Consider the following 12,175-nt stretch of genomic DNA (forward strand, 5'->3'; position numbering starts at 1 on the left):
CTCAAAAGAGCAACCAGAACATGGTCTTGAAATTGGGGGGTTTGGCCGCCCGCGGTAACCAGCTACTCGCTGTTCCCCTCGCGGCGACTTAGAAAACAATACACCCACCCAACCCCCACCGCAAATCGACCCCTCAAGGGGTCCGCTTCCCCGCCAATCCGGGCCCACATGCCCGGCAAACACGCAAAGTCTCCCGCCGCCGTCGTATTCGGTTTCTGTGCGCTGCCCCACAGCTTGGGGAAGTCCACGCGGACCGCTAAGACATAGCATCGGTGCGCGAGCTATACCGAGTTCGCTCACCGATGACTTTAAACGCAGAAGGGCCGGCAACCAATCGGTTGCCGGCCCTTCTCAAGCAGCTGGAATCAGCGGTGCTGAATTACCAGGAAGACTTGGTGATGCCCGGGAGCTCACCGCGGTGAGCCATATCGCGGAAGCGAACACGGGAGATACCGAACTTCTGGAAGGTACCGCGGGGACGGCCGTCGATGATGTCGCGGTTACGCAGACGGATCGGGGACGCGTTGCGGGGCAGCTTCTGCAGGCCGAGGCGTGCAGCTTCGCGTGCTTCGTCGGTTGAGTTGGGGTCAACCAGAGCCTTCTTCAGTTCGAGGCGCTTTGCAGCGTAACGCTCAACGATGACCTTGCGCTGCTCGTTGCGAGCAATCTTGGACTTCTTAGCCATGGTTTAGCGCTCCTCTCGGAATTCGACGTGCTGGCGGATCTTGGGGTCGTACTTCTTCAGAACCATGCGGTCCGGATCGTTACGACGGTTCTTACGGGTTACGTAGGTGTAACCCGTGCCCGCGGTCGACTTGAGCTTGATGATCGGACGTACGTCCTTGTCCTTAGCCACTAGAGCTTCACCCCACGAGCCAGGATTGCGGCGACGACTGCGTCGATGCCGCGTACGTCGATGGTCTTGATGCCACGTGCAGAAACCTGCAGCGTGACGTTACGGCGCAGGGACGGAACCCAGTAGCGCTTCTTCTGAATGTTCGGATCGAACCGACGCTTGTTGCGGCGGTGCGAGTGCGAAATGCTGTGCCCAAAGCCCGGCTCGGCTCCGGTCACTTGGCAGTGTGCTGCCATGACTTCTCCTCAAGAATTGAAAGTAATGATCCGCATATCTGCTGCAGGATCATGCGTCTAAGAGCGACCCAAAGTGATCAGGGTGAACGGTTAGTCACGCAACTTGAGCCCCTAACTACCGGCTACCCTGGAGAAATTTACCGGGCCACCGGAGCAATTGCGCACGCTCCGCGCACTTAGCGCCCACCAAGTCTACGAGTTCAGGCAATTAAAGACCAATCCGCCGGCGAAGGGTGTATAAGCACCGTCGGCGCTTTCCAGAAGATCACAGCCCGCAACCCCTCATTTTCACAGCAAAATGAAAGCTTGGGGGCGCACCTTTGAAGCATGAAGACACAGCTCCTGCCGGCCACTCCGGCGACAAGCCGCCCCGGCCAACCCGGGCTCCCTTCCCCTTCCCGCGCCCCTTCGCGCGGACGAACCGACCGTGGCCGCTTCGCCAGGCAAAACCGGCAGCGGATGCTGCGGGCCGACCTCCTCACCGTTTTCGCGTGGGGTTCGGTGGCGGCTGCGGTGGCCCTCTGGTTGGCCGACGGCGGCGTATCAGCGGTCAGCTCACCGGCCGCATTCTTCACCGCCGCAGGAATCGTTGCGGGCCTGGCGGGTATGGACCTTGTCCTGCTGATGCTGCTGCTGGTGGCCCGCATTCCGTTCATCGATCGGACCGTGGGCCACGACCGTGCCCTGGAATTCCACCGGAAGCTCGGCAAACCCTCGCTCTACCTCCTCCTGGCACATGGGCTGCTGGTCGCCGTGGGCTACGGGATGGCCGAAGGGCTGGACCCCATTAGCGAGTCAATCGCACTGTGGACGCTGGTCCCGGACATGTGGCTCGCGTTTGTGTCCATAGCCCTGTTCATCGCGGTGGTGGTGACGTCACTGGTGGCCGTCCGGCGCCGTTTCCCATACGAATTCTGGTACGTGGTGCACCTGCTGACGTACGCCGCCGTCGGGACCTCCCTCCCCCACCAGTTCAGTGTGGGCGGGCTCTTTGCTGAAGGCACGTGGCAGCGGTGGTACTGGCTCGCCGTCTGCATCGCGACCGGCGCAGCTCTCCTCTATTACCGGGTGGCCCAGCCCCTGGTGGCCACCTCACGGCACCAGCTGACAGTCAGCAGGGTCACCGGTGTGGCTCCGGGCGTGGTGAACATTGAGATGACAGGCCGGCAGCTTGAACGGCTGGCCGGGGCGGGCGGCCGGTTCTTCGTCTGGCGGTTCCTGGCACCCGGCCTGTGGTGGCATCCCCACCCGTTCAGCCTGTCCGCCGAACCTGCCGCATACGGTCCGGACGGTCAGGGCACCCTCCGCATCACGGTCCGAAACCTGGGCCGCGGGTCCGCCCAGCTGGTCCGGCTGCGGCCTGGAACCAAGGTGGCGTTGGAAGGCCCCTACGGCTTGTTCAGCACTGCGGCCAGGAGCCGGGACAAGGTGGTGTTGATCGGCGCCGGCATCGGCATCACCCCGCTGAGGGCACTCCTGGAAACCACACCGTTTGCCCCCGGCCAGGCCACCGTCCTGCTTCGCGGCCACACCGAGCAGGAGCTCTACCTCAAGGACGAAATCCTCGAGCTCTGCCGGCAGCGCGGCGCAAGGCTGTTCCACCTCACCGGCCCCCGTGCGCGGTGGAATTCCACCACCTGGCTTCCCGATGACGCCGTCCGCAGCGGCTACAGCCTCCCGTCCTACATCCCGGAGATTGCGGATGCCGACGTTTATGTCTGCGGTCCGGCCCGCTGGACGGGCAACGTCATTGCCGATGCCCGCGCCGCGGGTGTCCGGCCCGACCAGATCCATCACGAAAGGTTTGACTGGTGAAAGCACGAGGAGCACTGTCCGCAGCCATTGCCTCCGCGGGAATCCTCCTGGCCGGCTGGCAGGCCGGAACCCAGGTCGCGGGGGTCAGCACCAACAACAACAGCAATACGACGGCGGCCGGCACCAGCGGTGCCGGAACCTCCGGCGGTGCCGCGTCGGCGTCGGGAAGCGGCAGCTCCGGTTCGTCGGGCACCTCCGGTTCGTCCGGCGCGTCGGGTTCCTCCGGTTCCACAGGCAGCTCGGGTTCCTCGGGCTCGGCAGGTAGCTCCGGCACATCCGGCAGCGCGGCCACGGCAGGGACCTTCAAAGGATCGGTGGTGCAGACGAGATTCGGCGCCGTGCAGGTCCAGATAACTGTCAGCGCCGGAAAAATTTCCGAGGTAACCGCCCTCCAACTGACCGATGACGACCGCAAATCGATCCAGATCAGCAACCGGGCCGCGCCGCTCCTCCGCACCGAAGTCCTGTCAGCGCAGTCCGCCGCGGTCAAGACCATCAGCGGCGCCACGGTCACCAGCAATGCTTACCTCTCATCCCTCCAGGCAGCCATCGATGCCGCGAACCTCTGAGAACCCGGCACGCCCCAAGGCGATCCCGCCGCTCAAGGCCGCCACCTTCCACTGCATGGGCACGGTGATCAGCCTGACAATGCCCGGCGACCCCGGTCCGGAAGGGCACCCAGCCAACGACGAGCTCGCAGCTGCAACCGCCGTCGTCGAACGCATTTTCCATGACCTGGACAAGACCTTCAGCCTGTACAAGGAGGATTCCGAGGCCAGCAGCCTGGCGCGTGGCGAGCTTTCGCTCCGCGACGCGTCGCCGGGCATGCGCGAGCGGTATGCGGAGGCGCTGGAGTGGCGGCTCCGGACGCACGGGGCTTTCACACCGGAAAGGCCCGACGGCGTTCTGGACCTTTCCGGCCTCATCAAGGCTTATGCAATCCAGGAGGCCGGGACCTCGCTGCTGGCACTGGGGCGCAGAGACTGGTGCCTCAACGCGGGCGGCGACATCCTGGTCAGCGGTTCGCCCGGGCCCGGCAGCGACGACCCCTGGGACACCGGCATCATGGATCCTGCCGATCGCGGGGCCTTGCTGGCCGGCTACCCGCTGGGTGCACGACGGCGGCACTCGGCGCTGGCCACATCCGGTTCGGCTGAGCGGGGGGACCACATTTGGCGACGGCCCGGGGAGGCCACGGCGTTTGTCCAGGTGTCGGTTGCCGCCGCGGACATCACCACGGCCGACGTCCTTGCCACGGCGATCGTGGCCGGCGGCATACCGATGCTGGACCGGGCCACGGACGGCTGGGACATTGCCGTGCTTGCTGTTAGCCAGGACGGAGCATTGTTGGGAACGCCGGACTTCCGCCGCTAGAGGCGCGTGAGCTGGCCGTACTTGGGCTTCAGGCCGTCGCCGGAGGACTTGCCCGTGACCCGCCGGACCACCCACGGCCCGGCGAATTCGCGGACCCAGCGGGCGTTGGCGCGGATCGCATCGGCCCTGCTGAGTTCCGGGACAGGGGTCATGGGCGGAACCTCGATCGAATGGTCGTGTTCGAGGACCGTCAGCACCCGTTTGGCCATGTTGGCGTGCCCTGCCGCGGACATGTGCATCCGGTCCTGGGCCCACATGCCCCAGTCGTAGTACTCGTTGAAGCGCCAGTAGTCCACCAGGAGCGCCCCGTGGTCGCCGGCGATGCCGCGGACCAGTTCGTTGTAGATCGCGGTGCGGCCACGCATGGTGCTGAACACCTTGGACCCGCGGGCATCGAAGCCGGTGAACATCACCACGGTGGCTCCGGTCGCGGTCAGCCTGCGGATGCCGGCGTCGTATTCCTGCAGCAGATCGTCGATGTCGATCCTGGGCCGCAGAATGTCGTTGGCGCCCGCGTACATGGTCACCAGGGTGGGGTTAAGTTCGACGGCGGCGTCCACCTGTTCCGCCATGATCTGGCGCAGTTTCCTGCCGCGGATGGCGAGGTTGGCGTAGCCGAAGCCGGGATCAGCCGCGCCCAACTGCTCAGCCACGCGGTCAGCCCAGCCGCGGACACCGTTGGGACGCGTGGGATCGTCATCGCCCACCCCTTCCGTAAAGGAGTCGCCGAGGGCTACATACCGGGTCGAGAAATCCATAACGCCAGTTTGTCATCTGTTGCCGCGAGCAACCAAGAATCAGCTTTCGCGGAGAATCCAATGGTCATCGTCGAGCCGGGCCACAATCTTTTCCCCGATGCGGGCCAAATCGTTGACATCGCGGTCCGTCAGGGCGTCCAGGAACTTCATGCGGACGGCTTCCACGTGCCCGGGTGCGAGCGAGACCAAAGTGGCCATCCCGTCGTCGGACAGGTGTGCGGTGGTGACACGCGCGTCGCGGGGGTGCGGGCGCCGCTCCAGCCAGCCGCGCTTTTCCAGCTTGGACACCACGTGCGAGAGCCGCGAAAGCGAGGAACTGGTCCGGGCCGCCAGCTCACTCATGGGAAGAAAATGCCCCTCGGCCTCAGACAGCATGGCCATGACGTTGTAGTCGAACAGGGACACCTTGCCGGCAGTGTGGAGCTGGCTGTCCAGGGCGGCAGGGAGCAGGGTGTTGATACTCAGGATCGCCAGCCAGGCACGGCGTTCGTCGGCGTTGAGCCAGCGCGGTTCGGTCATGACTCCATTCTAGGAGGACAAACTTTTGACAGTTCAAGTGCCCCTTCCGCGCGCCGGTAGGCTGGGCCTATGTTTGTTGTGTCGCTCACGTACAAAGTGCCCGAAGACATCGTTGACTACCACCGCCCCGCGCATATGGCCTGGGTTAAACAGGCGTTCGACGACGGCGTGTTCCTCGCGTCCGGACGCCTGGTTCCGGCGGTGGGCGGTGTGCTGTTGTCCAAGGCCGACCGCGCCACCCTCGACGCCGCCTTGGCCCGGGACCCGTTCTACAGCAACGGTGTGGCCGAGTTCGAGGTCATCGAGTTCACCGCCACGACAGTGGCTGAGGGCTACGAAAACCTGCTGGACACTTAGGTCTTTTTGGCCTTTTCACGCTTTTCCGCCAGCTTCTTGAGCCCGCCCTTGCGGGGTACCTTGACCGGTTCAGGCCAACGCGGGTGCAGCGAGTCCCCCAGCGTGATGCCCCTGATCTTGCGGCCAAAGAGTGGCAACACCCAGTCGTTCACCCAGCGCCGCTGACGCTGCTCCCACTCGCGCAGGCTCAGCCTGGGCAGCGGCTCCCATTCCTTGGGCTGGATTTTGTGTGGCACGCCGAGCTGGTCCAATACCTGCCCTGCGAGATATTTATGGCCGGCCTTGGACATGTGGAGACGGTCCGAGTCCCACATCCGCTGATCGTGGAAGGCATCCAGGCACCAGTAGTCCACCAGCACGGCGCCGTACTTTGCGGCGATGTCCCGCACCCGCTGGTTGTAGATGGTGTTCCGCTTCTTCAGCAGCTCCAGCACCGCTGAAACCTTGACGTCGAAGCCCGTGAACAGGACCACCGTGGCCCCGCTCCCGGCCAGCCGCGCCACAAGGATTTCGTATTCATCCATGAGGACGGCCATGTCCGTGCCGATGTCCAGGATGTCGTTGCCGCCGGCGTAAAGGCTGATGAGTGCCGGCTTCAGGGCCAGCGCCGGCTCCAGCTGTTCGCTCACGATATGGCGCAGCCGCTTGCTCCGGATCGCTAGGTTGGCGTATTCCCAGCCGGGGTTGGCCTTTGCCAGTTTCTCGGCCACCCGGTCAGCCCAGCCCCGCACCCCGTTGGGCAGCCGTTCGTCCCGGTCCCCGACGCCCTCCGTGAAGGAATCCCCCAGAGCAACAAAAACGCGCCGGCCACTCCGGGGCAACAAAGGATCACCAACCACCCGGCCACCCTAACCACCCGAAGAAGCGGCGAGGGAAAGGGGAGGTAAATGCAAGGTGACTGGACGGAGGGGAGGCATCCGGCAGCGTGCGTCTAAGCGAGGAACGAGCGAGCACGCCGAGGATGCCTCCCCTCCGTCCCTGGAGCGGTCAGCCCTCGGCTTTGCCGTGGCGCCAGTAGCCCATGAACGCAACCTGTTTCCGGTCGATCCCGACGTCCCGCACGAGATACCGGCGCATGTCCTTGATGACGGCGGCTTCGCCGGCAATCCAGGCGTAAAAGGGCATGGCACCGGCGGGAACGTCGGGGTTTTTGGTGGCCTCAATCGCGGACGTCTCCATCCGCGCGGGAGTCTCCCAGAGGATGTCCACGTCCACATTGACGTCCTCGGGCTCGGGGCCTGCGCCGCCGTCAGCCGCTTTGATGCCCACCCACCCGGGCACCGGCACGGCCTTGCGCACGGCGTGCTGCAGCAGCTCCCCGTGGGGGCGGGAGCGTCCGATGGCTGCACCGCGGGCAAGCCAGGTAATTTCGACGTCGGCGGGTGACGTGAGGTCCAGGAAGTCACCGGCTTCGGGGACCTCAAGGAAGGCGTGGCCGGTCATGTAGGGCGGCAGGCCTTCGAGGATGGCGGAAATGGCGGGAACGGCGGTTTCATCTCCCGCGAGCAGGACACGCTGGGCCAGTCCCGGACGCCACTCGATGCCGCCGTAGGTTTCGGCCGTGCGGCACTGCGCGGCACGGTTGTTGGGTCCGATGATGGTGAGGGCGTCGCCGGGCCGGGCGTGCTGCGCCCAGTTGGCGGCGGGCCCGCCCTGTCCACCTGCGTCGAAGTGCATCACGAAGTCGACGTCGATTTCCGGGTAGACGCCGTCCAGGCGTTCGCTGCGGACGGTGTAGGTGCGCATGGAGCCCCGCACGGCGGGGTCCATCGCGAGCCATTCCTGGTACCAGCCGGAGGCGTTCATGTTGAAGGTGGGCAGCGGGATCTGCTGCCCGTCGCCGTCGAGCGAGGGAATCATCAGTTTGATCCGCAGGTCCAGGGTGTCCCCGGAAACGCCGAAGTCGCGCAGCGAGTAGCCGCCGAAGGTGATGCGCCGGAAGTTGGGGCTCAGCTCCTGGACGGAGGAAACGGTGACCTCGAAAGCAAGGGTCATGGGCTCGGTGGCGGCGATCTCTCGGGTCTTCATGAAACGAGCTCCAGTTCGTTGATGGGGGTGTGGTGGCGGCCGATGGGAATGACCAGCGGGGTTCCCGAAACGGGGTCCGGAATGACCCTGGACTCGAGGCCGAAGACGTCGCGGACCAGCTTTTCGGTAACAACTTCCTTGGGGGCGCCGAGGGCCACGATCGCCCCGGCTTTGATGGCGATGACGTGGTCCGCGTAGCGTGGCGCCAGGTTCAGGTCGTGCAGCACGATGGCCACCGTGGTGCCGCGCTTGCGGTTCAAGTCCGTGACCAGGTCCAGGACTTCCACCTGGTGCGCGAGGTCCAGGTAGGTGGTGGGTTCATCCAGCAGCAGCACGTCGGTTTCCTGGGCCAGCGCCATGGCGATCCAGACCCGCTGCCGCTGCCCGCCGGACAGTTCGTCAACGTTCCGGTCCGCGAGTTCCAGCGTTTCCGTCGCCTCGAGCGCGCGCCGCACCGCGGCGTCGTCCTTTTCTCCCCAGCTCCGGAAAAACCCTTGGTGCGGATACCGCCCGCGCCCCACCAGATCCCGGACGGTGATGCCGTCCGGGGCGGTGGGGTGCTGCGGGAGGAGACCCAGGGTGCGGGCCAGTTCGCGGGCGGGGCAAGCGTGGATGTCCTTGCCGTCCAGGGTCACCACTCCGGCGGCAGGCCTGAGCAGGCGGGACAGGCCGCGGAGGAGCGTGGACTTGCCGCAGGCGTTGGCGCCGACGATCATGGTCACCTTGCCCTCGGGAATTTCTGCCGTGAGCCCGTCCACCACGCAGCGCTGGTCGTACTTCAGTGTGAGGTCGTGTGCGCTGAGAACAGCCATGTCAGGCATCCTTTCGGTTGGCCGTGACCAGGAGCCACAGCAGGAAGGGGGCACCGAGCGCGCCGGTGATGACGCCGACGGGCAGCACGGTGCCGTCCAGCAGCAAGGGAGCAATGTTGGCGGCAAAATAATCGGCCGTCAGGACAATCAGCGCACCCACAAAGGCCGACGCCGGCAGGCTGGCTTTGTTGGCGAAGCGCCGCGCAATGGGACCGGAGAGGAAGGCGACGAACGCTACCGGGCCGGCTGCCGCCGTCGCCACCGCTGCCAGGGCCACCGCGGTGACCACCACGGCAAGCCGCGTGAACCCGACCCGGATGCCTAGCCCGGCTGCCGTGTCGTCGCCGAGTTCCAGGACGCGCAGCGGGCCCGCGAGGGCGATGACCGCCGGGATGAGCCCCAGGAGTGCGAGGGAGAGCGTGGCGGCACGGTCCCAGTTGGCGGAGTTGAGGGAGCCGTTGAGCCAGACGAGCGCATCGGCGGCGGTGCGGATGTCGGCCCGGGTCATCAGGAAGCTGACCACGGCGTGCAGGGCGGCGGCGATGCCCACCCCGGCCAGGATCAGGCGGTTGCCGGCAGCACTCCCCCCATTGCCGCCGCCTGAGCCGAGGGACCCGCCACGGGAAATGGCGTAGATGACGGCGGCCACCCCGAGCGCTCCGATGAGGGCAGCGCCGGAGACCGCCGCCCCGGAGGCGCCGAAGACCACGATGGCCGTGACGGCAGCCGCGCTGGCGCCGTAGCTGATGCCGATCACGTCCGGGCTGGCCAAAGGGTTGCGGAGCATGGTCTGGAACAGGCCGCCGGCCAGGCCAAAGGCCACGCCGATCAGGGTGCCGATGACCGCCCGCGGGAGCTTGTTTTCCATCACGATGAAGCTGGCGCCGGGAATTCTTTGGCCACCGGTCAGGTGCGCGACGAGGATTCTGACGAAGTCCGGGATGGTCACGGTGTAGCTGCCGAGCAGGACGTACACGGCGAACATCAGGACGACGGCGCAGCCCAGGAACCAGGTCCGGTTCCGTACGCGAGATGGCAAATAACGCCAATGTTTGCGCGTGCGACTGCCGTCAAGTGTCATCTGGGCGGGGTGTTTGGAGGGCGGGGCGACCATCTTCACAGTCCCACCCCCTTCCCGCGGCGGATCAGCCAGACGAAGGCGGGCGCGCCCACCAGCGCCGTCATGATTCCGGCCGGGACCTCGCCCGGGAGCAGCACCACCCGGCCGATGATGTCGGAGCCGAGCAGCAGCGCCGGGGCCAGGACCAGGGAGAACGGGAGGATCCAGCGGTAGTCAGGACCGGTGAGGAAGCGGACAGCGTGCGGTACCACCAGCCCAACGAAGCCGATGGGTCCGGCCAGCGCAGTCGCGGAGCCGCACAACAGCACGATGCCCAATGCGGTGATGCCCCGGGCCAGGCCCACGCGCTGGCCGAGGCCGCGGGCGATGTCATCCCCCAGGGCCAAGCTGTTGAGGATGCGGCCGGTGCAGAGGACGATCACGGCTCCGACGGCCAGGAAGGGCAGTCCGGGGAGCACCACGGACCAATCGCGGCCCGCGATTCCGCCCACCTGCCAGAACCGGAACCGGTCAAGGGTGTCTTGGCTCGAGACCAGGATGATGTTCATGAGCGAGAACAGACCGGCACTGAGGGCCGCGCCGGCGAGGGCGAGCTTGACCGGCGTCGCGCCGTCCCTGCCCAGCGAGGCGATGACGTAAACCACGACGGCGGCCACTGCGGCGCCGACGAAAGCGAACCAGATGTAGCCGGTCAGGGATGAAACTCCGAAGACATAGATGCCGGTGACCACAGCCAGCGCCGCGCCGGCGTTAACGCCCATGATGCCCGGATCGGCCAGCGGATTACGGGCCACACCCTGCATGGCGGCGCCCGCCAGTCCGAGTGCACCGCCGGCAAGCAGTCCCAGGACAGTGCGCGGGATGCGGGCATGCACCACCGCGTGGTCCCCGTTAGCGGGATCGACCTGGATGAGGGCCTGCCACACGGTGGCAAGGGGAAGCCCGCGGGCCCCGACGGCCAGGGAAGCGGCTGCTAACAGAGCCAGTACGACGACGGCGGCCAGCAGCCACGCTGCTTGCCCACCCCTCGCGCGGCTCCAGGAACGGGAGCGGACGCCGCGAGGACGCCGAGGGGTGAGGTTTCGGCGCTTTGGGGGCACCAAAGCGCCGACATCTCGCTCCCGGGCGCGTGCCGCCGTCGTACTTTCCGTCATGAAAGGGTGCTTACTTCACTGCGCCGGTTGCTGCGTCCGCTGCCGAGGCGAGCTGCGGCAGGAAGGCGTCCAGCGCCCAGGGCAGGCTCAGCGGCGAGGACGCGGAGATGGCCAGCACCAGGCTCTTGTCCGCATCGGCAACGAACGCACCGTTCCTGACCGCCGGGATCTGGCCCAACAGCGGGTCGCTCTTGACGGCCTCGCCGATAGTGGCATCCTCGACCGAGCTCAGGAAGATATCGGACTCAAGTTCGTTGGCCTTTTCGGCGGACCAGGGCAGGAAGAATTCCTTGGAGCCGGCGGAGGCCTTTTCGGCGACCGGGGCGAGCTTCATGCCGATGGCAGACAGGAACCTCGGACGGTTGTCGTTGGCGGTGTAAAAGCCCGTGGCTGAGGGATCTGAGGGATTCGCGTAGCCGTAGATGAAACTCTTGCCGGCGATCTGGGGGTACTTGGCAGCTTGGTTCTTGACCGTCGATTCGGTGGAAGCGATCAGTTTGGTGGCCTCTGCATCCTTGCCCAGCGCCTTACCGATGATGGCGGTGGAGTCCTGCCAGGAGGTGCCGTAGGCGACCTCGGGGTGGGCCACAACCGGGGCGATCTCACTGAGCTTCCGGTAGTCCTCTTCGCTCAGCCCGGAGTACGCGGCGAGGATGACGTCCGGGGTGAGCTTGGCGATTTCGGTGAAGTTGATGCCGTCGGCCTCCGAATACTGGACCGGCGCCTTGTCCGTGCCAAATGCGGCGCCCAGTTCCTTGAGGGCGGCGTCCTTCCACGGTGTGGAGCCCTGGTCATTGCCGCCCCAGTCGTTCTTGGGCACGCCCACGGGTACAACGCCGAGGGCAATGGCAACGTCGTCATTGACCCAGGAGACGGTGGCCACGCGTGTGGGCTGTTCCTTGATGGTGGTCTCGCCGAAGACGTGCTTGATGGTGACGGGGAACTGGGAGCTGCTTGTGCTGGAGGTGCCGGCGACGGGCGTACTCGCTGCGGGACCCGTCGAGCAGGCCGACAGGGTGAGTGCCGCCGCTGCCAGCACCGCAGAAGCCTTGCCGGCTGTTTTGAACAGGGTCCGGCGGGTGGCGCCGGGGCCACGGAAGAGGGGGGAAGTCACGAAACTCCTTAGGTCAGTGAAGCAAACCTAAGTAAGGCTAGCCTACCCTCGTGCCAATTAGGAAAGCTTTG

15 protein-coding genes are annotated in these 12,175 nt (G+C 65.9%); 4 read left to right on the forward strand and 11 right to left on the reverse strand.

Going from position 1 to position 12,175, the window contains the following annotated elements; translation table 11 throughout:
- Positions 1-379: 379 nt before the first annotated feature.
- Genes rpsN through rpmB form a run of 3 tightly spaced genes read right to left on the reverse strand, consistent with a single transcriptional unit; the run spans position 380 to position 1,092 of the window.
- The gene (gene rpsN / locus AC1MCD_RS18910; protein WP_164204161.1) at positions 380-685 is read right to left on the reverse strand and encodes a 30S ribosomal protein S14; all 306 of its coding nucleotides are present in this window, start codon (positions 683-685) and stop codon (positions 380-382) included.
- Between the two features lie 3 nt (positions 686-688).
- On the reverse strand, positions 689-856 hold the full coding sequence (gene rpmG, locus AC1MCD_RS18915) for a 50S ribosomal protein L33 (RefSeq protein ID WP_013602737.1): 168 nt from the start codon (positions 854-856) through the stop codon (positions 689-691).
- Positions 856-1,092 carry a 50S ribosomal protein L28 gene (gene rpmB / locus AC1MCD_RS18920; RefSeq protein WP_026532175.1) on the reverse strand — a complete coding sequence of 79 codons (237 nt, stop codon included), beginning with the start codon at positions 1,090-1,092 and terminating at the stop codon, positions 856-858. The genes rpmG and rpmB overlap by 1 nt, the downstream gene beginning before the upstream one ends.
- A gap of 327 nt (positions 1,093-1,419) precedes the next feature.
- Between rpmB and AC1MCD_RS18925 the strand changes: the two genes are divergently transcribed.
- Genes AC1MCD_RS18925 through AC1MCD_RS18935 form a run of 3 tightly spaced genes read left to right on the forward strand, consistent with a single transcriptional unit; the run spans position 1,420 to position 4,281 of the window.
- On the forward strand, positions 1,420-2,907 hold the full coding sequence (locus AC1MCD_RS18925) for a ferredoxin reductase family protein (RefSeq protein ID WP_498674221.1): 1,488 nt from the start codon (positions 1,420-1,422) through the stop codon (positions 2,905-2,907).
- Positions 2,904-3,476: an FMN-binding protein gene (locus AC1MCD_RS18930; protein ID WP_498674223.1), complete on the forward strand. Its 573-nt coding sequence runs from the start codon at positions 2,904-2,906 to the stop codon at positions 3,474-3,476. The genes AC1MCD_RS18925 and AC1MCD_RS18930 overlap by 4 nt, the downstream gene beginning before the upstream one ends.
- Entirely contained in the window at positions 3,460-4,281 is an 822-nt protein-coding gene (locus tag AC1MCD_RS18935; RefSeq protein WP_498674226.1) for an FAD:protein FMN transferase, read from the forward strand. Before AC1MCD_RS18930 ends, AC1MCD_RS18935 begins: the two co-directional genes overlap by 17 nt.
- Here AC1MCD_RS18935 and AC1MCD_RS18940 read toward each other — a convergent pair.
- Both AC1MCD_RS18940 and AC1MCD_RS18945 read right to left on the reverse strand, forming a co-directional pair.
- Positions 4,278-5,039, reverse strand: coding sequence for an SGNH/GDSL hydrolase family protein (locus tag AC1MCD_RS18940; protein WP_498674228.1), 762 nt, complete (start codon positions 5,037-5,039; stop codon positions 4,278-4,280). The genes AC1MCD_RS18935 and AC1MCD_RS18940 overlap by 4 nt on opposite strands.
- A gap of 39 nt (positions 5,040-5,078) precedes the next feature.
- Entirely contained in the window at positions 5,079-5,558 is a 480-nt protein-coding gene (locus tag AC1MCD_RS18945) for a MarR family winged helix-turn-helix transcriptional regulator (protein WP_498674230.1), read from the reverse strand.
- 69 nt (positions 5,559-5,627) lie between these two features.
- Here AC1MCD_RS18945 and AC1MCD_RS18950 point away from each other — a divergent pair, with 69 nt between their 5' ends.
- Positions 5,628-5,915, forward strand: coding sequence for a YciI family protein (locus AC1MCD_RS18950; protein WP_309819291.1), 288 nt, complete (start codon positions 5,628-5,630; stop codon positions 5,913-5,915).
- Here the strand turns inward: AC1MCD_RS18950 and AC1MCD_RS18955 are convergent.
- The 6 genes from AC1MCD_RS18955 to AC1MCD_RS18980 form a co-directional block, all read right to left on the reverse strand.
- Positions 5,912-6,754 carry an SGNH/GDSL hydrolase family protein gene (locus AC1MCD_RS18955; RefSeq protein WP_498674233.1) on the reverse strand — a complete coding sequence of 281 codons (843 nt, stop codon included), beginning with the start codon at positions 6,752-6,754 and terminating at the stop codon, positions 5,912-5,914. The genes AC1MCD_RS18950 and AC1MCD_RS18955 overlap by 4 nt on opposite strands.
- Before the next feature lie 148 nt (positions 6,755-6,902).
- On the reverse strand, positions 6,903-7,943 hold the full coding sequence (locus AC1MCD_RS18960) for a siderophore-interacting protein (RefSeq protein ID WP_498674235.1): 1,041 nt from the start codon (positions 7,941-7,943) through the stop codon (positions 6,903-6,905).
- Complete coding sequence (locus tag AC1MCD_RS18965; RefSeq protein WP_498674237.1) at positions 7,940-8,755, reverse strand: ABC transporter ATP-binding protein; 816 nt, start codon at positions 8,753-8,755, stop codon at positions 7,940-7,942. Before AC1MCD_RS18965 ends, AC1MCD_RS18960 begins: the two co-directional genes overlap by 4 nt.
- 1 nt (position 8,756) lies before the next feature.
- Positions 8,757-9,836: a FecCD family ABC transporter permease gene (locus tag AC1MCD_RS18970; protein ID WP_498678427.1), complete on the reverse strand. Its 1,080-nt coding sequence runs from the start codon at positions 9,834-9,836 to the stop codon at positions 8,757-8,759.
- A 35-nt stretch (positions 9,837-9,871) separates the two neighbouring features.
- Positions 9,872-10,990, reverse strand: coding sequence for a FecCD family ABC transporter permease (locus AC1MCD_RS18975; RefSeq protein WP_498674240.1), 1,119 nt, complete (start codon positions 10,988-10,990; stop codon positions 9,872-9,874).
- Between the two features lie 10 nt (positions 10,991-11,000).
- Positions 11,001-12,104: an ABC transporter substrate-binding protein gene (locus AC1MCD_RS18980; protein WP_498674242.1), complete on the reverse strand. Its 1,104-nt coding sequence runs from the start codon at positions 12,102-12,104 to the stop codon at positions 11,001-11,003.
- Between the last annotated feature and the right edge of the window lie 71 nt (positions 12,105-12,175).

It is taken from the genome of Arthrobacter sp. BF1, from assembly GCF_056680215.1.

Bases quoted from the DNA above. Each gene is read 5' to 3' on its own strand.
- rpsN (WP_164204161.1), bottom strand. From the start codon at position 685: ATGGCTAAGAAGTCCAAGATTGCTCGCAACGAGCAGCGCAAGGTCATC.
- rpmB (WP_026532175.1), bottom strand. From the start codon at position 1,092: ATGGCAGCACACTGCCAAGTGACCGGAGCCGAGCCGGGCTTTGGGCAC.
- AC1MCD_RS18925 (WP_498674221.1), top strand. From the start codon at position 1,420: ATGAAGACACAGCTCCTGCCGGCCACTCCGGCGACAAGCCGCCCCGGC.
- AC1MCD_RS18935 (WP_498674226.1), top strand. From the start codon at position 3,460: ATGCCGCGAACCTCTGAGAACCCGGCACGCCCCAAGGCGATCCCGCCG.
- AC1MCD_RS18940 (WP_498674228.1), bottom strand. From the start codon at position 5,039: ATGGATTTCTCGACCCGGTATGTAGCCCTCGGCGACTCCTTTACGGAA.
- AC1MCD_RS18945 (WP_498674230.1), bottom strand. From the start codon at position 5,558: ATGACCGAACCGCGCTGGCTCAACGCCGACGAACGCCGTGCCTGGCTG.
- AC1MCD_RS18950 (WP_309819291.1), top strand. From the start codon at position 5,628: ATGTTTGTTGTGTCGCTCACGTACAAAGTGCCCGAAGACATCGTTGAC.
- AC1MCD_RS18960 (WP_498674235.1), bottom strand. From the start codon at position 7,943: ATGAAGACCCGAGAGATCGCCGCCACCGAGCCCATGACCCTTGCTTTC.
- AC1MCD_RS18965 (WP_498674237.1), bottom strand. From the start codon at position 8,755: ATGGCTGTTCTCAGCGCACACGACCTCACACTGAAGTACGACCAGCGC.
- AC1MCD_RS18970 (WP_498678427.1), bottom strand. From the start codon at position 9,836: ATGACACTTGACGGCAGTCGCACGCGCAAACATTGGCGTTATTTGCCA.
- AC1MCD_RS18975 (WP_498674240.1), bottom strand. From the start codon at position 10,990: ATGACGGAAAGTACGACGGCGGCACGCGCCCGGGAGCGAGATGTCGGC.